Below are 17,160 nucleotides of genomic sequence, written 5' to 3'. Positions count from 1 at the left end.
GCCTGTGGCTCCCGTCCCGCATGCCCGCCATCCTGCCAAGGGCATCCGACATGAAAACACTGGCCAAACTCCCCGTCACCATCGTTACCGGCTTTCTCGGCTCGGGCAAAACCACCCTGCTGCGGCACATGCTGGACAACGCCCAGGGCCGCCGCATCGCGGTGATCGTCAATGAATTCGGCGAGCTGGGCATCGACGGCGAAATCCTCAAGCAGTGCAGCATCGGTTGCACCGAAGAAGAAGCCAGCGGCCGGGTTTACGAACTGGCCAACGGCTGCCTGTGCTGCACCGTTCAGGAAGAATTCTTCCCGGTCATGCGTGAACTGGTCGCCCGCCGTGGCGACCTCGACCACATCCTGATCGAAACCAGCGGCCTGGCGCTGCCCAAGCCGTTGGTGCAAGCCTTCCAGTGGCCGGAAATCCGCAACGCCTGCACCGTTGACGCGGTGATCACCGTGGTCGACAGCCCGGCCGTGGCCGCCGGCACCTTCGCTGCCTTCCCGGAACAGGTCGATGCCCAGCGCAAGCTGGACCCGAATCTGGATCACGAATCCCCGCTGCACGAACTGTTCGCCGACCAACTGGCCAGCGCCGACCTCGTCGTCCTCAACAAGGCCGACCTGATCGCTGCCGATGCCCTGGCCGCCGTGCGCGCCGAAGTGGCTGAAGAGCTGCCGCCTGCCGTGAAGGTGATCGAAGCCAGCAAAGGCGTGCTGCCGCTGGAAGTGCTGCTGGGCCTGGGCGCCGAGTCGGAAGCCCATATCGACGGCCGCCGTACCCACCACGACAGCCATCACGACGGTGATGACCACGACGACCACGACCACGACGCCTTCGATTCCATTTCCCTGGAACTGCCCGAAGCCGACGAAGCCCTGCTGCTCGACGCCCTCACCCAGTTGGTGGTGGACAGCGGCATTCTGCGGGTCAAGGGTTTCGCGGCGATTCCCGGCAAGCCGATGCGCCTGCTGATCCAGGGCGTTGGTACGCGCTTCGACAAACACTTCGACCGCGCCTGGCGCAGTGACGAAGCGCGGGTCACGCGCCTGGTGCTGATCGGTCAGGAACTCGACGCCGAGGCGCTGCAAGCCCGTCTGCGCGCGGCCCTGGGCGCCTGATCCATGCACCTGCTGCGGACCCAGCCCGGCGGCTTCGTGCCGGACGACAGCATTGCCGACCTCGGGCAGACCCCCGCCGAGCTGGTGATCCTTTGCAGCGGTGACTCGCACCTGGCGCTGCTGGCGGAAACCGCCCGCGAGCTGGCGGACGACTACCCCAGCCTGCGCCTGGCCAACCCGATGCAGGTGCAGAACCATGCGTCGGTCGACCTTTATGTCGATCAGGTGCTGCGCCACGCCAAGGTCATCCTGGTGTCGCTGCATGGCGGCATCGGCTATTGGCGCTACGGCGTCGAGCAACTGGTCGCCCTGGCCGAGCGCGGTGTGCAATTGATTCTGGTGCCGGGCGACGACCGCCCGGACCCGGAGCTGAGCAGCCTGGGCACGGTCACCGGCGAGCAGGCCGAGCGGCTCTGGCACTTCCTGCGCCAGGGCGGCAAGGCCAACGCCCTGAATTTGTTCAACTGCCTGGCCAATCTCTGGCTGGGCCGTGATTACCCCTGGGACGAGCCCCGGCAACTGCCGCGTACCAGCCTTTATCACCCGGATCACGCCGAGGCGGACCTCGCCGATTGGCGGGCCGACTGGTGCGCCGGGCAACCGGTGGTGCCGCTGCTGTTCTATCGCTCGCACCTGCAGGCGGCCAATACCGGCTTCGTCGACGTGTTCTGCGAGCGCTTGATCGGCGCCGGGCTCAATCCGCTGCCGATAGCGGTCGCCAGCCTCAAGGAGGCCGGTTGCCTGGCCCAGGTCGAGGCCTGGCTGGACGAAACCGACGCGGCGTTGATCCTCAATACCACCGGTTTTGCCCAGTCCAGCCCGGAGCAGCCGCACCTGCGCCCGTTCCGCCGCGACATCCCGGTGCTGCAAGCGATCTGCGCCCAGGACAATGAACCCGGCTGGCACGCCAGCGAGCAGGGCCTTGGGGCCCGCGACCTGGCGATGCACATCGCCTTGCCGGAACTGGACGGGCGCATCATCACCCGGCCGATCAGCTTCAAGGACCTGGCCTGGCGCAGCGAGCGCAGCCAGTCCGATGTGGTCTGTTACCGCGCGCATCCCGAGCGCATGGATTTCGTCGCCGAACTGGCGCGGCGCTGGTGCGAACTGGCGCGGCTGCCCAACCCGCAGAAGCGGGTGGCGTTGATTCTCGCCAACTACCCGACCCGCGATGGCCGCATCGGCAATGGCGTCGGCCTCGACACGCCCGCGGCGGCGCTGAACATCCTGCGCGCCTTGAAACAGCAGGATTACCCGGTGGGCGATTTGCCCGACAGCGGCACCGCGCTGATTCACGACCTGCTCGGCGGGGTCAGCAACGACCTCGACAGCCTCGACCAGCGCCCCTGTGCCCAGAGCATGGCGCTGGACGACTACCTCGCGGCGTTCGCGCAATTACCCGAGGCCAATCAGCAGGCGGTGCGCGAGCGCTGGGGCGAACCGCAACAAGACCCGATGTTTCGCGGCGGGCGGATGATGGTCGCCGGCCTGCGCCTGGGCCTGACCTTCGTCGGCATTCAGCCAGCGCGGGGTTACCAGCTCGACCCGAGCGCGGTCTACCACGACCCGGACCTGGTGCCACCGCACGGCTACCTGGCTTTCTATTTCTGGCTGCGCCACGGTTTCGCCGCCGATGCGCTGATCCATGTCGGCAAGCACGGCAACCTCGAATGGCTGCCGGGCAAAGGCGTCGGCCTGTCCGCGCAATGCTGGCCGGACGCGCTGCTCGGGCCGCTGCCGAATATCTATCCCTTTATCGTCAACGACCCGGGCGAGGGCGCCCAGGCCAAGCGGCGGACCCAGGCGGTGATCATCGATCACCTGATGCCGCCGCTGACCCGCGCCGAAACCTATGGGCCGCTGCGCAACCTCGAACTGCTCGCCGACGAGTACTACGAAGCGCAATTGCTGGACCCGCGCCGCGCCATCGAATTGCAGAAAGAGATCCTGCAACTGGTGCGCGACAACCATATCGACCGCGAGCTGCAACTGGACGGCGCGCTGGATGACGCCAATGTCTGGCTGCCGCGGCTGGACACCTACCTCTGCGACCTGAAGGAGTCGCAGATCCGGGATGGCTTGCACGTCTTCGGCGAGTCGCCCGGCGGGCGCCTGCGCATCGACACCTTGCAGGCCCTGCTGCGGGTTGCCCGTGGCGATGGCCGCGGTGCCAATGCCAGCCTGCCGCGTGTACTGGCCCGAGCCTTGGCGCTGGGTTTCGATCCGCTGGACTGCGACCTCGGCCAGCCGTGGGACGGCCCGCGCCCGGAGCGTCTGGCCTTGCTCGACACAGCGCCATGGCGCACCCACGGCGACACCTGCGAACGCCTGGAATGGCTGGGCGCGCAACTGATCGAACAAACGCTGGCCGGTGAGCCGGATGTGCCGGCCGAGCCGCAGTGGGACGAGGTGCGGACCTTGCTGGCCGCGCTTCGCGAACAGGTGGCCCCGCAGCTCGATGCCTGCGGCGAAGCCGAAATGCACGGCGTAATGACCGCCCTCGACGGACGTTTCGTCCCCGCCGGGCCGAGTGGCGCGCCAAGCCGCGGGCGCCTGGACGTGCTGCCCACCGGGCGCAATTTCTACACCGTCGATGTGCGCAACCTGCCCACGGCCACCGCCTGGCGCCTGGGTTTCGCCTCGGCCAACCTGATTCTCGAACGGCACCTGCAAGACCACGGCGACCACCTGCGCCAGCTCGGCCTGTCGGTGTGGGGCACGGCAACCATGCGCAGCGGCGGCGACGATATCGCCCAGGCCATGGCGCTGATGGGTGTGCGCCCGGTATGGGCGGCCGGCAGCCACCGCGTCGATGACTTCGAGATTCTCCCGGTGAGCCTGCTGGACCGGCCGCGGGTGGATGTGACCCTGCGGGTGTCGGGGTTCTTCCGCGATGCCTTCGGCAACCTGATCAAGCTGTTCGATGCCGCGGTGCAGGCGGTGGCGGCGCTGGACGAGCCGGATGACCTCAACCCGTTGGCGGCGCGGGTGCGCAGCGAGCGCGCCGAATTGCTCGCCAGCGGGCTGGACGATGAGCAGGCGCGGCGTCAGGCGGGCTGGCGGGTCTTCGGCTCCAAGCCCGGGGCCTATGGCGCCGGGGTGCAGAACGCCATTGACGGGCGCCTCTGGCACAGCCGTGAGGACCTTGCCGAGGTCTACCTGAACCACGGCGGCTACGCCTATGGTGGCGCCGACGATGGCACCGAGGCCCGCGGCCATTTCGCCAGGCGCCTGAGTCAGGTGCAGGCGGTGCTGCAGAACCAGGACAACCACGAGCACGACCTGCTCGATTCCAATGACTACTATCAGTTCCAGGGCGGCATGCTCGCGGCGGTGGAAAGCCTCGGCGGCGCACCGGTCGCCAGCTATCACGGCGACCACAGCCAGCCGGACCGTCCGCGTATCCGCACCCTCAAGGAAGAGCTGAACCGGGTGATCCGTGCCCGGGCGCTGAATCCGAAGTGGATCGACGGGGTCAAGCGTCACGGCTACAAGGGCGCGTTCGAGCTGGCGGCGACGGTGGACAACCTGTTCGCCTTCGATGCCACCACGCACCTGATCGATGACCATCATTACCAATCGCTGGCCGACGCCTATGTGCTTGACGCCGCGACCCGCGAATTTATCCGCCAGCACAACCCCGAGGCGCTGCGAGATATCACCGAGCGCTTGATCGAGGCCCAGCAGCGCGGGCTCTGGGAGGAGCCGGGTGAATACCGCGAAGCCCTCGAAGAACAGTTGCTGGACGGCGAAGAAGAGACTTGAGATGACCGAACCCGTGCACTTTCCCCTGGCCGCCGTGGTGGGCGCCGAGGAACTGAAACTGGCGCTGTGCCTGACCGCCATCGACCCGAAGATCGGCGGCGTGCTGATCGAGGGGCCGCGTGGCATGGCCAAGAGCACCCTGGCCCGTGGCCTGGCGGACCTGCTCGGTGAAGGGCCGTTCGTCACGTTGCCGCTGGGCGCCAGCGAAGAACGCCTGGTCGGTACCCTCGACCTGGATGCCGCGCTGGGGCAGGGCCGGGTGCAGTTTTCCCCCGGCGTGCTGGCCAAGGCCGATGGCGGCGTGTTGTACGTCGACGAAGTGAACCTGCTGCCGGATCATCTGGTGGACCTGCTGTTGGACGTCGCCGCCAGCGGCACCAACCGCATCGAGCGCGATGGCCTGTCGCACCGGCACAGCGCGCGCTTCGTGCTGATTGGCACCATGAACCCGGAAGAGGGCGAGTTGCGTCCGCAATTGCTCGACCGCTTCGGCTTCAACGTCGTCCTGCACGGCCAGCCGCTGCCAGAGGCGCGTGGGCAGATCCTGCGCCGGCGACTGGCCTTCGACACTGACCCGGCGGCGTTCTGCGCCGAGTGGGCGCCGGCCCAGGCCGAGCTGCGCCAGCGTTGTCAGGCGGCGCGCCAGCGTCTGGCCTCGATCGAGCTGGATGATCGTTCGCTGGAGCTGATTACCGCGCGTTGCTTCGCCGCTGCCGTGGACGGTCTGCGCGCTGATCTGGTCTGGTGGCGCGCGGCCCGCGCCCATGCCGCCTGGCGTGGCGCCAGTGTTATCGAAGATGAGGATATCGACGCGGTGGCGGAGTTTGCCTTGCGCCATCGTCGTCGCGAGCCGGAGGCCGGCAGCAGCCAGCCTCCGGCGCCAGCGCCGCAAACCGGCCAGCAACCCCCGGCACAAGACGCGACAGGCGCCGGCCAGTGGGGTGAAATGCCGGCGCAGCCGGTGGCGGTGGGTGCCCGGCGCGAGGTGCCGGCCTGGCCAAAAAAGCCCTGAGCATCCGCGCCCGCGCCGCCGCGGATGCCAGGCCCAAGGCTGGCCGGCTCGATCAGGGGCCGCGCGGCCGTGGGCGCAGCGCGGGGCAGGGCAAGGTGGCCTGGCCGGCGACCTTGCTCAAGGGCCGGCCACGGCAGCGCGCCGATCTGTGCTGGAGCCAGCGCAGTGCGTCCAGTCCCGAATTGTGGCTGGTGATCGTCGATGCCTCGGCCTCGACCCGCCGTTATCAGGCGTTGAGCCGGGCCAAGGGGCTGCTGGCGAGTTTTTTCGATCAGGCCTACCGCGCCCGTGCTCGTCTGGCCTTGCTCACGGCCAGCGGTACTGCGCCTCGCTGGCAACGCCATGGGTTGAAGGCCTCCGCGGCGTTGCAGCCATGGCTGGCCGAGCTGGGGGCGGGTGGCGGCACACCGCTGCTGGCGGCGTTGCAGGAAGCGCGGCAATGGTTAGTGCGGCGGCAGAAGCAATTTCCAGGCGAGCAACAGCGCTGCCTGCTGCTGACCGATGGTCGCCTGAGTAAAAGCGCGGCGCTGGTGCCGCTGCCGTGTGCCAGTGTGCTGATCGATATGGAAAGCGGGCCGGTGCGCCTGGGCCGTGCGCGGCAACTTGCGGAACAACTTCAGGCCGATTATTGGCATATGGATCAATTGGATAGCGCGGCCTGTGGCGCATTGCCGCAGCGACAATAAAGTACAACTTGGCGACAACAAAAAGTGCACCCTGAGGTGCACTTTTTTATTGGTCTGAAAACGCTGGAAGTTACTTCGGCATGGTCCAGGGTTGCAGGTCGTAGCCTTTCAGGCGCAACTCGGCGCGTACTTCTTCGAGCAGGTGCGCCCACTGCGCCGGGTCGGAGTAAGTGCTGCTGGACACTTGTTTGCTGCCAATCCGGGTGCTGGTCCGGTCGATCACTGCCAGGCTTAGCTCACCGGTACCGTTTGGCGCGTCCCAGGCTACACACTGGAAGGGTTCGAAGGCGTGGTCGGCAATCAGCAGTGCTTCGTTGACACGCAGCGGAGCGTTCATGGGTTCGGTCTCTCTATGGTCCCAAACATCAAAATGAAAGTTGCCGGCGGTTGTTCGCAGCGGCAGGTTACTTGTACTGATGTCCGAAGTAACAGGTGAAGTCACACCGTTCGCGAAAATTTTTTATTCGCGCTTCGCACATTGTTTTTTTCCTGGCGCTTGAGACGTTGAATTAACAGGAAAATTCCCGAGGGTGAAAAATAACGCCAGTGCTCGACGGACAGACGGTAGTGGGCCAACAGTCGTTCATTGCTACTGTTACAAACGGGTCTGCCAAGATGCTGTTTCTACTCACTTTTCCAATAATTGGCGTCAAGGAACGGTCATGCTCGAACCCGCACAGAACCGTCGTTTGCTGGTGGTCGATCCTTGCGATGATTGCCATCGCCTGTTGCCCGGATTACGCAGTGTTGGCTGGGATGTTCATAGCTGCACGTTGAGCAGTGCCCTGGAGCATCCCTGTGATGTCGGGCTCCTGCGTTTGCAGGCGTCGCACCTGCAGCACCCCGAGGCGGTCAAGGACCTGATCGGGCGCAGCGGCGCCGAGTGGATCGCCGTGCTTAGCCCCCAGGAACTGCGGGCGCAGAAGATCGGCGACTTCGTCTGCGAGTGGTTCTTCGATTTCCATACCCTGCCGTTCGATGTGTCCCGGGTCCAGGTGACGCTGGGGCGGGCGTTTGGCATGGCGCGCTTGCGGGGCAAGGGCCCGGCACCGGTCGATGAGCCGGAGCACGAGCTGCTCGGTGATAGCCGACCGATCCGTGAGCTGCGCAAGCTGCTGGGCAAGCTGGCGCCCACCGAGTCGCCGGTGCTGATCCGCGGCGAAAGCGGGACCGGCAAGGAATTGGTGGCGCGGACCCTGCACCGCCAGTCGCAGCGCCACGACAAGCCATTCGTGGCGATCAATTGCGGGGCGATTCCCGAACACTTGATCCAGTCCGAACTGTTCGGCCATGAGAAGGGTGCCTTCACCGGCGCGCACCAGCGCAAGGTCGGGCGGATCGAGGCGGCTCATGGCGGCACCCTGTTCCTCGATGAAATCGGCGACCTGCCGCTGGAGTTACAGGCCAACCTGCTGCGGTTTCTCCAGGAAAAGCACATCGAGCGGGTGGGCGGCAGCCAGCCGATTGCCGTGGATGTGCGGGTGCTGGCGGCCACCCACGTGGACCTGGAAAGCGCCATCGTCAGTGGCCGGTTCCGTGAAGACCTGTATTACCGGCTCAATGTGTTGCAGGTGGTGACCGCGCCGTTGCGTGATCGTCACGGTGACCTGTCGATGCTGGCCAGCCACTTCTCGCGTTTCTACAGCCAGGAAACCGGACGCCGTCCGCGCACCTTCAGCGAGGACGCCCTCGGTGCCATGGGCAAGCACGACTGGCCGGGCAATGTCCGCGAACTGGCCAACCGCGTGCGCCGCGGCCTGGTGCTGGCCGAGGGGCGGCAGATCGAGCCCCGCGACCTTGGCCTGCAAGAGCAGACCTCCACACTGGCGCCGATCGGCACGCTGGAGGATTACAAGCACCAGGCGGAGCGCCAGGCCCTGTGCGATGTGCTCAACCGGCACAGCGACAACCTGAGCATCGCGGCGAAGGTGTTGGGGGTTTCGCGGCCGACGTTCTACCGTTTGTTGCATAAGCATCAGATTCGCTGAGGCCATTCCCTGCCAGAAACCAGAAAGCCCGTGACTGCAACAGCAGCCACGGGCTTTTGTGTGTGAAACCGATCAGAAGTAGTACGGGAATTTCAGGCTGAAGGTGAAGTCCGGCGCATCGTCGGTAAGGCCGATGGACAGGTTCGGCACGATGGTCAGCTTGTCGGTGGCGGCCAGGGTCATGCCGACGTTGAAGTAGGCGGCGTTGGCGTCGCTGCCGGTGACGGTGGCCCAGTCGCCGCCGTCTTCCTTGGTCTTGGAGCGCCGCACGATCAGGTCGGAGACGGAGAACGACATACTCATCTTCTCGTTGAGGGCGAAGGCGACACCGGCGCCGAGCTGGAAGCTGTCACCCAGTTTGACCTTGCCCGGGATTTTCTGGTTTTCGGTCGAGCTGATGTCGCTGAACGAATCCTCGAGGTTGTGGGTGTACGACAGGCTGCCGAACAGCACTGCCGGGTCGAAGGTCTTGACCAGCGAGATACCGGGGCTGATGGACCAGACGCCGTTGCCGGTCGGCAGGCTTTCCGGGTATTGCAGGCTGCTGTTTTGCGGATCGGTACGGAACTTGATGCCGAACGGGTCCTTGCCGGTGGGCGCCTTGACCCGCAGGGTGAACACCGCGTCTGGGGCGTAATCCGACTCGTCCATGAATTTGTAGGCAACGCCGACGTTGACGTCGCCAATGGTCGGGTCGCGGGTAACGGTGCGTTCGGAAAGCGCGGTGCCGGCACCGCCGGGTTGGTTGGGCGTGCCGCTGGCACCTCCGGACTGGAAGGTCGACTCGCGGTAGACCACCGGCACGTTGACGTCGAACTGCCAGCGCTGGTTGAGGTTGTAGCGCCCGGTCAGGTCAAGGGTCCAGGTGTCGGATTTGATCCGGTCGAGGTTGATGTTGCCGAGGAAGATCGAGTCCAGCGCCAGGAAGCCGTTGAGCAGCAGTTGCTTGGTGTCGTACCGGGCATAGGTGATGCCGGTCTCGACACTGAACTTGCCGCCGCCGAAGAAGCCGCTCGCTTCGTCGTACAGGTTGGTGACGCTCTGTGCCGGGGCCGAGTCGTCTTTCAGCGATTCGCCGTAGGAAGCACCGCTACCCGATGCCGCGACCGCCTGGCCTTGCCCGGAAGGCTGGCTTGGCTTGGTTGCAGGGGAACGCACGAGGCGTTTGGGGGCTGGGGTTGCGGGTTGGTCTTCGACCTGGCGGACCCGCTGTTCGAGGACCATCAAGGCTTGTTGCTGCTGTTCATAACGTTGTTTGAGGGCTTGCAACTCCTGTTTCAGCGCCTCCACCTGCGGGTCCTGTGCCGCGAAAAGCATCGTTGAAGGAACCAGGGTGCTCAGACAGACGACTGCATTGAATGAAAACTTCCGGTGCATAGGTTAGCCATCCTTTCCAACTGCGCAATAAGTTGAAACAGAGCGTAGATCAATATCCGGAGATACGAAGGCCCTTCAACTGGTCCAGATTGCAGTTCAGCGCGCCTGCCGTGGGCATGTTGTCGCGCAGTACCACATTGAGCTGAGTGATGTTGCTGACGGCGTTGCTGCCGCCGAGCAGGGTGGTGGCCTGCATCAGCCCGCCATCGGCGAGCCGCTGGAGGCTGGCGCCCTGATTGTTGGCGGCCTGGATGCTCATCTGGATACCGGCGGAGGTCGAGGCGACGCTTAGGGTGCCGGCGTTGTTGCTGGCGCTGATGGTGGCGCCGCTGGCAAGGGCCTGGCCTTGCTGGGCGGCCATTTGCGGTGCCTGGCTGGCCTCGCTGACATTGACCTGGAAGTTGTTGGAGGTGGTGTTGCCGTCGCCGGCAGAGCGGTTCACCTGGATCACGCCCTGGCCGCTGCCCAGACCAGCGCCACCGGTGACGGTGCCAGTGCCTTGGGCGGTGGAGGTGCCCGTGCCGTTTTCACCGGTCAGGGAGACATAGAATTGCGGCTTGAAGGTCGACTGCTGCACCTGCAGCGAGGCCGTCGCGCCGATGCGGTCGCCATTGGCGTTTTGCCAGGTGCTGTTCATGACCACCCCGAAACTGATGATGCGCCCTGGCATCACGTAGCGTCCGCGTAGTTGAGACAGTTCCTGATCCTTGACTTCGATGGGTTTGAACGCCTGCGCCTGGGCAGGAAGGCTGGCCGCGAGACACGCGGCGATCAGCCAGCTTGAAGTCTTCATCGGGTGCTCCCGGAGCTCCATGCTCGCTTGTTGTTAGAAGAAGTCGCTCTGGATGAATCCAAATTCCATCAATTGCGCATCGTCGATGGGCTGGAAGTTGTTGACGCGGTTCTTGGCGGTCAGCGGGTCCGGCGGGTTGAGCAGGGCGTTGGCCTTGTCGTAGCCGGGGCCGATGACGGCGAAGATGATGCCGTTCCAGCCTTTGACGAAGTCATCGAACTTGTAGCGTTTGTGGCCCAGTACCGGGTCGCCGACGTAGGCCCAGTCCTTGTCGGTGCGTTGCAGCACGACGAAGTGTTTGTAGCCACGGATATCCATCAGCACCACGACCGGAATGCTCACGTCATGCAGGCTTTCCGGCGGGATCTTGTAACCCCGGGCACGCATGCCGAGGCTTTCCACGTAGCGTTTCATGTCGAGCATCGAGAAGCCCTGGACGCGGACGATGTCCTGATCGGAGTGGGCGAGCATGCCTTCGATGATGTGGCTTTCATCCACGTCCAGCCAGTAGGCCTGTTTGAGGATGGTGCCCAGTGCGGCGGCGCCGCAACTGAAGTCGGTCTTTTGTTGAACCAGGTTGGCGAAGCGGCGTTCACGGATGCTCTGTACTGGCTTGTAGATCGTGACTCCGCCTGGCAGGGCGGCGACCGCCATCTGTGCGGCGTTTGCCGTGTCGATCTGACCACTCAGGACTACCAGCAGCGTTAGCAGGAGCGCACGCATGATGTTCCCCATCCCGTAAATTAGGAAAGGGGCCCCGAAGGACCCCGATCAAGGCTGTTACATGCCAGTGCAGGCACGGCAGCCGGCGGCGATGGACAGCGAGTTGCTTTGTTGGTTGCCCGAGCCTGCCGAGACGTTGGCCCCGACGTTGCCCGACACGCCGTTCAGCGAGTTGGTCAGCGACGCGGTGTTGGTCACAGGGTTGACCCAGCCACTTGGGGTCAGCACTTGGTAGGAGGCTACGCCGTACAGCGCGAAGTCGCCTTCTTCGTGGAACTTAAGCGGATCTTTCTGGGTTTGGCCACCACGGTCATGGCTGTCATGACCGCCGTCTTTCTTGCTTTCTACGTAGCCAACGCCGTTGCCTTCGTACTGGCCGTAGGCAGCAAAGGCGGAGTAGAGGGTTTTGGTGTCGTAGGTACGGTCGGCTTCGTTGGTCACTTTCAGACCAGTGGTGTTCTGATTGGCAGCGGCGCTGGCTGCGGCGACGCGGCCGCCGGACACGGCGATGGCCAGGTTGTTTTTCTGTTGGTTGAAGTCGCCGGCGGTGACGTTTACCCCAATGTTGCCGGAGCTGCCGTTGGCCGAGCTGTTGAGGGTCGCGGTGTTGCGGGTGGAGTAGTTCTTGACCGTGTTGCCGACGTTGTTCTGGGTTGCGCTGGAGACGGCGAGCGCGCTGCCGAAGATGAAGCTTTCGTCGGCGGTGGCGATTGCAGCGACGTTGTCTTGTTGGTTGCCGTCACCGGCTGCGGTGTTGGCGCCCAGGTTGCCCTGCGAGCCATTGGCCGAATTGTCCATCTTGGCGTCGTTGCGGGTGGCTTCGTTTTTGACCCAGTTGCCGCTGTTGTTTTGAGTATCGATCACCGTGGCGGCGGAGCCAGCGTTGATCAGCAGGGACAGCAGAAGGGTCTGGGTGCTGTCGTGATCGTCGTGGCCGCGACCACCGCCATGGTCGTCGTTACGTCCGCCTGCTTGTGCAGCAACTGCCATGACCGCTGCGAGTGCGAATACCAGAGGCTTGAGTGCCATTGTGGGTTTCATGGTGTTTCTCCGCATTAATTATGATTGTTAAGTGTTGTGTTGCCTTATCGGGTCAGTCAGCGACCCGTACGCTCAGGGTGTTGGCCATTCGGTTTCCCACCCCTGCGCTCTGATTCAACTGAACCACGCCACGACTGCCGGTGAATGCCTGGTCGCTGGTGCTGACCTGGCGACTGCCGGGTGTGTGGTCGGTTGAGTCGGAGCTGTTGGACAGCGCCACGTTCTGCTGGAGCAGGACGCTGTCATCGATGCTTTGCGGTACGGCGCTGATGCCGATGCGTACCGCGTTGGCTTGTTGCGTACCGGCACCGGCGGACTGGTTGATGCCCAGGATGCCGTTGCCGTTACTGAAGGAAGTGCCGCCGATACTGGCGTTGGCATCGATGGCGCGGCTTGCGGCCGTATCGATGCTCTGGTTGATCCGGGTGGTGGCCTGGGCCTCGTGGCCGATGGCGATGGCCCGGCTGTTGTTCTGTTGTTGCTGGTCGCCGGCAGCCTGGTTGATCGAAAGATTGCCCTTGTAACCTTGGGCGCTGCTGTCGATCCGGGCGTTGTCCTCGACGGGCGAGGCAGCCAGTGCGGTGCCGCTGCAGAACAAGGCGATAAACAGGAGGGAGGCTTTCATCTCACTTGCCTCCGGTCAGGATCTGCAGCGGGGCGAGGCCGCGCTGGATACCCGAGTTGACCGAGTTGGAGATGCTACCGCCCGCGCCGCCACCGCCGCCGCCCGTGGCATTGCCAAGGCCCGGCAGGGTGCTGGGCACCGCGTTGATTCCACGCACACCACCCGAGGCAGCATCAGGGACCAACAAACGGTTGATCGTGGCGCCACTGGCGACGCTGGCAAAGTCACCGTCGCTCAGTTCGTTGTTGGTCTGGGAGACGATGCGATTGGAGGCGTTGGTGTTGACGGTGGTGGGGCTCGGATCTGGATGGTCGTTGCGAATGGCCGGGCGGGTCTTGACGTCACGGGTCAGGACGACCACACCGTTGCCACCCGCCTGGACCTGGGCGGCGAGAAGGGAAGCGCTGAGTGCGCATCCGATGACCATAAGGCGAAGCAGCTTATTGTTGTGATTCCCCACGGCGGCGGTTCCTTCTTTCTATGCGCTGGCCCTTCAGCGTTGCGAGAGAGAGAGCAGAAGCTGTGCCGCTTTTTGTTTGCCGTGTTGAATCAACGACTTGCATGAATCCGGGGAGAACGCTTCGCGCTGCCTGTAACGCCGGTGAGACGACCGGGCGGCGGCGCGGGCGGGGCGTGGTACGGGAAGTCGATAAACCGGGGCGGGGCGGCCACTGTATCAGCGGCGTGACAGTCGACTCCCGGATGGCGCGGCGGGCTCTGCGCCGCGGGCTGGGGTCGCGAAGGGTGTATCAGCGAGTTAACACTCGGTTGCGCAGGCTGGGGCTTTACCTTCCAGCAGGCGCTGGACCGTGGCCAGAACGATGGCGCGGCGGTGGACCCAGTCGCCTTCGATGATCATCAGCGGCTGACGATGCTGTTCCAGCCATTGCCGGCTGGAGTCGAAGAAGGCCCGGCGTTCATCCAGGTCCGGCTGGCAGCGCTGGCCGTCGCCGATCCACGGCACGCCGTAGGGGCTGAGCAGCAGGTGCAGGTCATAGTGCCGCGCCAGCAGCGCCTGCTCCAGCCAGTCGGGGCAAGCGGCGAACAGCGTCTGGCTCCAGAGGATGTTGCTCAGCAGGTGGGTGTCGAGAATCAGCAACTCCGGCTGGCGCTGGCGGGCGGCGTCTTCCCAGGCCAACTGGCCGCGGGCAATGGCCGGGATATCGGCGTAGCAGGTGTCGCGCTGCTGCTCGTCGATAAAATGGCGGACATATTCGCCGACCAGCTCGCCACCGAAATGCGCCTGGATTTCCCCTGCCAGCCAACTCTTGCCGCTGGACTCGGGGCCTGCCAGCACCAGGACCTTCATGCCGCCACCACTGCGGGATCGCGGCGCCACTCGCGCAGCCCCTGGATCGCCATCAGCGTGAACAACGCATACAGACCCGCGGTCAGGTACAGCCCCTGATAGAGGAACAAGCCGACGCAGACCGCGTCGATCACGATCCACAAGGCCCAGCACTGCACGCGCTTCTGCGCCATCCAGCCTTGCGCCACCAGGCTGAAGCCGGTGATGGTCGCGTCCAGCCAGGGCTGGGCGGCATCGGTCCAGGTACTCATGGCGCCACCAATCAGCAGGCTGCCCAGCAGGCCGAAGAGCAACCCGAGATTGACTTGGCCGGGTGTCAGCAGGCTGACCTTGCGCGCCTCGCGCACGCTGTCCGGCCGGGTCCACTGCCACCAGCCATACAGTTGCAATACGGCATACACCCCTTGCAGGAGCATTTGCGAATAGAGCCTGGCATCGAAGAACACCCAACTGTAAAGCAGCACCATGGCCAGGCCGATGGGCCAGCACCACGGATTCTGCTTGACCGTCAGCCAGACGGAGAGGGCGCCAAGTACGGCGGCGAACAGTTCGAGGCCGGACATCGGCGCTCCTTTACAGCAAGGAAAGAGGGGCGGGGATTGTACCTGTTAGGCAAGTAGCCGCCAGCCGGGTTTTCCGCTTGCACCTGATATTTCTGTCAGTTTCGCGCCGTTGCGTTTGCAGGCAGATTATTTCTGCGGCGTCGAGTTGTGGCTGTTCAGTCGTTGTTACGTCGATCCACTCATTGAAGAAAGATCCCGACGATTTCAGGAGACACGGCGATGAGAAGGCGTATTGACAGGCTTATTCCGCTATTGGCGTTACCGTTCATGCTGCAGGCGACGTTTGTTCATGCGGAAAGCTGCGAAGAAACATTGAAAGTGGTTCAGGAACTCTATAACAACGAGGCGAGCAACTGTATGTCGCTGACCGGTGATAGATCGGTCAGGAACCCGGCATCGGACTGTTCCGGCCTGCTTGTCAGGGGCACGATGCGGCCCGAGCGGCAGGAAACACCTCAGCCTGCCGGCACCTATTACGTGTGGAATTCGAGTCCTACGGCAGTGAAGCTGGGAACCACGGCGGCCTCCTGGATGCGCTCTGACATCAAATATCAGACGCCCGGTGTCAGCCACCACAACGGCATGTTGCTGTACCCGACTCATTACACCCCGGCGGGTAAAACCCCGGTGAATATTGATTGCGCTTTCCCCATCGATGGCTATACGGATTCCCGCAACGATAATGGCTGCGGCGACAATGACAGAACGCCGAATGTGGAGAAGTCCTGCCAGCAAGAGGGCGTCAATGGTTCCAACTGGAAGGCCAGCGAGTTCGACCCGTTCGGCGGTGTAGACCCTGCAAGAAACATGTCCCTGTGCGGCTTCGATATGCGCGGGCTGAGCGACGAACAGCGCACGGATGCCTTCCAGCAGTTCATGCAGTCCAGGAAGTCAATCGAAGGCTCTGAAGGCGCATTCTTCTGGCAGACGGAAGTGCGCTTCAAGAACCCCGAGAAGGACAAAGCGCCTGTAATGGCGTTCTTCTTCAGTGAAGAAACCGGCACCAACGTCGAGGACGCCTGGAAGAATGCCGAAGAATATAAACAGGTGACGGGCGAGGAGCGGCCGGTCATCAAGATCAACTTTCCGAATGACCCGAGCAGCAAGGCAACATTCTCTTGCGCGACCAAACCTGCACCTAAGCCAGAACCTGTAATCGAGCCCGATAAACCGGTCGCCGGCGGCTGGGGCACGGGGACCGATCCGAAACAATGCTCTCAATACATCGATTCGGTGAAATGGATATCGCGGTGGGACCCAGGCTTCAATAAAGAAGTCATGTCGCTCTCGGTAACGCCTACTGCGTGCGGTCGCGAGGTCGGACCGGACCAGACCGAGAAACTGATTGCCGAGATGAAACAGAAAGCCCTGGCAGAAAAAGACGGGGCGAAGTACTGGGGCGACAGAGACCAGACATTACGGCGTCAGGCGGTGTGCCATATAACCCTGGTCGAGAAAGATAAACAAGGTAACGACTTCCAGGTAAGAAACAAGGAAACATGGAACCTTGAGCCCGTCAGGCCGTACGTCTCGCACGAGCAATCACTCAGGGATAGTTGCAACTCTGTGAAAGTCGACGGAGGGGCCGGTGGCGCTGGCGGTGCTCCCGCGCAATGTCCCGACTACATCAAGTCGGTCAAATGGATGGACCGCACTTATGCGGAATATCCCGGCAAAAAGATCAAGGCACTCGAGGTCACCTACAACGACTGCGCACTTGGATTCGGACCTGACAAAACCGATGCAGTGATGGCGGAGATGAAGAGGAAAGCCTTGGCGGCCGACCCTCAAGGCGCAAAATATTGGGGTGACAAGGACATCTCGATGCGCCGCCAGAGTATTTGCCTTGCCCAGAAGTACACCAAGAAGAACCCGGTGTATCTGGAGTCGATCAGGCCGAACGAAGCCAGTCAGGAGCAAGTCAACGCAGCGGACTGCAACCACAAATGATAACGACGGCGCTCATTGATTGAGACCAGGCTTGTTTGAGCCACTTGAACTGCCGATATCCCGCGGATATCGGCAGTTTTTTCATGTTCGAATGGTTTCAGCGGACAAGCGCGGCGCCGTTTTTTGGCGACCCACCTGACATTTTTGTCAGTTTCGCAAAAGAGTGGGGTGTGGCAGTTTCCGGGCAGGCGGTCGGTAGTGGCATTCAGT

General features: G+C 63.5%; 15 protein-coding genes. 6 read left to right on the top strand and 9 right to left on the bottom strand.

Annotated elements, in window-relative coordinates:
* Nucleotides 1-50: 50 nt before the first annotated feature.
* The 4 genes from cobW (at nucleotide 51) to CKW37_RS01145 (ending at nucleotide 6,581) form a co-directional block, all read left to right on the top strand.
* Complete coding sequence (gene cobW / locus CKW37_RS01160; RefSeq protein ID WP_095153597.1) at nucleotides 51-1,118, top strand: cobalamin biosynthesis protein CobW; 1,068 nt, start codon at nucleotides 51-53, stop codon at nucleotides 1,116-1,118.
* Nucleotides 1,119-1,121: 3 nt separating this feature from the next.
* Nucleotides 1,122-4,883, top strand: a complete 3,762-nt coding sequence (gene cobN, locus CKW37_RS01155) for a cobaltochelatase subunit CobN (RefSeq protein WP_095153596.1) — start codon at nucleotides 1,122-1,124, stop codon at nucleotides 4,881-4,883.
* 1 nt (nucleotide 4,884) lies between these two features.
* Nucleotides 4,885-5,895, top strand: coding sequence for an ATP-binding protein (locus CKW37_RS01150; protein WP_095153595.1), 1,011 nt, complete (start codon nucleotides 4,885-4,887; stop codon nucleotides 5,893-5,895).
* A gap of 95 nt (nucleotides 5,896-5,990) precedes the next feature.
* Nucleotides 5,991-6,581 carry a VWA domain-containing protein gene (locus tag CKW37_RS01145; RefSeq protein WP_256587660.1) on the top strand — a complete coding sequence of 197 codons (591 nt, stop codon included), beginning with the start codon at nucleotides 5,991-5,993 and terminating at the stop codon, nucleotides 6,579-6,581.
* Between the two features lie 70 nt (nucleotides 6,582-6,651).
* Here CKW37_RS01145 and CKW37_RS01140 read toward each other — a convergent pair whose 3' ends face one another.
* A complete protein-coding gene (locus CKW37_RS01140) occupies nucleotides 6,652-6,918 on the bottom strand; it encodes a hypothetical protein (RefSeq protein WP_095153593.1) in 267 nt (88 codons plus the stop codon).
* 325 nt (nucleotides 6,919-7,243) lie between these two features.
* Between CKW37_RS01140 and CKW37_RS01135 the strand changes: the two genes are divergently transcribed.
* On the top strand, nucleotides 7,244-8,569 hold the full coding sequence (locus tag CKW37_RS01135) for a sigma-54 dependent transcriptional regulator (protein WP_095153592.1): 1,326 nt from the start codon (nucleotides 7,244-7,246) through the stop codon (nucleotides 8,567-8,569).
* A gap of 72 nt (nucleotides 8,570-8,641) precedes the next feature.
* Here the strand turns inward: CKW37_RS01135 and CKW37_RS01130 are convergent, their stop codons facing one another.
* The 8 genes from CKW37_RS01130 to pnuC all read right to left on the bottom strand — a co-directional run bounded on the left by CKW37_RS01130 (nucleotide 8,642) and on the right by pnuC (nucleotide 15,000).
* Nucleotides 8,642-9,946, bottom strand: coding sequence for a transporter (locus CKW37_RS01130; protein ID WP_095153591.1), 1,305 nt, complete (start codon nucleotides 9,944-9,946; stop codon nucleotides 8,642-8,644).
* Between the two features lie 49 nt (nucleotides 9,947-9,995).
* Nucleotides 9,996-10,739, bottom strand: a complete 744-nt coding sequence (locus tag CKW37_RS01125) for a hypothetical protein (protein WP_095153590.1) — start codon at nucleotides 10,737-10,739, stop codon at nucleotides 9,996-9,998.
* A gap of 33 nt (nucleotides 10,740-10,772) precedes the next feature.
* Nucleotides 10,773-11,462 (bottom strand): C39 family peptidase, encoded by a 690-nt coding sequence (locus tag CKW37_RS01120; RefSeq protein WP_095153589.1) that lies wholly within the window; start codon nucleotides 11,460-11,462, stop codon nucleotides 10,773-10,775.
* A gap of 57 nt (nucleotides 11,463-11,519) precedes the next feature.
* On the bottom strand, nucleotides 11,520-12,503 hold the full coding sequence (locus CKW37_RS01115; protein ID WP_095153588.1) for a heme utilization protein: 984 nt from the start codon (nucleotides 12,501-12,503) through the stop codon (nucleotides 11,520-11,522).
* A gap of 52 nt (nucleotides 12,504-12,555) precedes the next feature.
* Nucleotides 12,556-13,128 carry an adhesin gene (locus CKW37_RS01110; protein WP_095153587.1) on the bottom strand — a complete coding sequence of 191 codons (573 nt, stop codon included), beginning with the start codon at nucleotides 13,126-13,128 and terminating at the stop codon, nucleotides 12,556-12,558.
* 1 nt (nucleotide 13,129) lies between these two features.
* The gene (locus tag CKW37_RS01105) at nucleotides 13,130-13,588 is read right to left on the bottom strand and encodes a hypothetical protein (RefSeq protein ID WP_095153586.1); all 459 of its coding nucleotides are present in this window, start codon (nucleotides 13,586-13,588) and stop codon (nucleotides 13,130-13,132) included.
* A 297-nt stretch (nucleotides 13,589-13,885) separates the two neighbouring features.
* The gene (locus CKW37_RS01100) at nucleotides 13,886-14,437 is read right to left on the bottom strand and encodes an AAA family ATPase (protein WP_095153585.1); all 552 of its coding nucleotides are present in this window, start codon (nucleotides 14,435-14,437) and stop codon (nucleotides 13,886-13,888) included.
* Nucleotides 14,434-15,000 (bottom strand): nicotinamide riboside transporter PnuC, encoded by a 567-nt coding sequence (gene pnuC, locus CKW37_RS01095; RefSeq protein WP_095153584.1) that lies wholly within the window; start codon nucleotides 14,998-15,000, stop codon nucleotides 14,434-14,436. The genes CKW37_RS01100 and pnuC overlap by 4 nt, the downstream gene beginning before the upstream one ends.
* A 219-nt stretch (nucleotides 15,001-15,219) precedes the next feature.
* Here pnuC and CKW37_RS01090 point away from each other — a divergent pair, with 219 nt between their 5' ends.
* Nucleotides 15,220-16,950, top strand: a complete 1,731-nt coding sequence (locus CKW37_RS01090; protein ID WP_095153583.1) for a DUF2599 domain-containing protein — start codon at nucleotides 15,220-15,222, stop codon at nucleotides 16,948-16,950.
* The last annotated feature ends 210 nt before the right edge of the window (nucleotides 16,951-17,160 follow it).

The organism is Pseudomonas sp. Irchel 3E13 (genome assembly GCF_900187455.1).
Classification (GTDB): Bacteria; Pseudomonadota; Gammaproteobacteria; order Pseudomonadales; family Pseudomonadaceae; genus Aquipseudomonas.
This window is presented reverse-complemented; position numbering and strand designations above follow the sequence as displayed.

Coding starts and splice junctions, on each gene's coding strand:
- cobW (WP_095153597.1), top strand. CDS start 51: ATGAAAACACTGGCCAAACTCCCCGTCACCATCGTTACCGGCTTTCTC.
- cobN (WP_095153596.1), top strand. CDS start 1,122: ATGCACCTGCTGCGGACCCAGCCCGGCGGCTTCGTGCCGGACGACAGC.
- CKW37_RS01150 (WP_095153595.1), top strand. CDS start 4,885: ATGACCGAACCCGTGCACTTTCCCCTGGCCGCCGTGGTGGGCGCCGAG.
- CKW37_RS01140 (WP_095153593.1), bottom strand. CDS start 6,918: ATGAACGCTCCGCTGCGTGTCAACGAAGCACTGCTGATTGCCGACCAC.
- CKW37_RS01135 (WP_095153592.1), top strand. CDS start 7,244: ATGCTCGAACCCGCACAGAACCGTCGTTTGCTGGTGGTCGATCCTTGC.
- CKW37_RS01130 (WP_095153591.1), bottom strand. CDS start 9,946: ATGCACCGGAAGTTTTCATTCAATGCAGTCGTCTGTCTGAGCACCCTG.
- CKW37_RS01125 (WP_095153590.1), bottom strand. CDS start 10,739: ATGAAGACTTCAAGCTGGCTGATCGCCGCGTGTCTCGCGGCCAGCCTT.
- CKW37_RS01120 (WP_095153589.1), bottom strand. CDS start 11,462: ATGCGTGCGCTCCTGCTAACGCTGCTGGTAGTCCTGAGTGGTCAGATC.
- CKW37_RS01115 (WP_095153588.1), bottom strand. CDS start 12,503: ATGAAACCCACAATGGCACTCAAGCCTCTGGTATTCGCACTCGCAGCG.
- CKW37_RS01110 (WP_095153587.1), bottom strand. CDS start 13,128: ATGAAAGCCTCCCTCCTGTTTATCGCCTTGTTCTGCAGCGGCACCGCA.
- CKW37_RS01100 (WP_095153585.1), bottom strand. CDS start 14,437: ATGAAGGTCCTGGTGCTGGCAGGCCCCGAGTCCAGCGGCAAGAGTTGG.
- pnuC (WP_095153584.1), bottom strand. CDS start 15,000: ATGTCCGGCCTCGAACTGTTCGCCGCCGTACTTGGCGCCCTCTCCGTC.
- CKW37_RS01090 (WP_095153583.1), top strand. CDS start 15,220: ATGAGAAGGCGTATTGACAGGCTTATTCCGCTATTGGCGTTACCGTTC.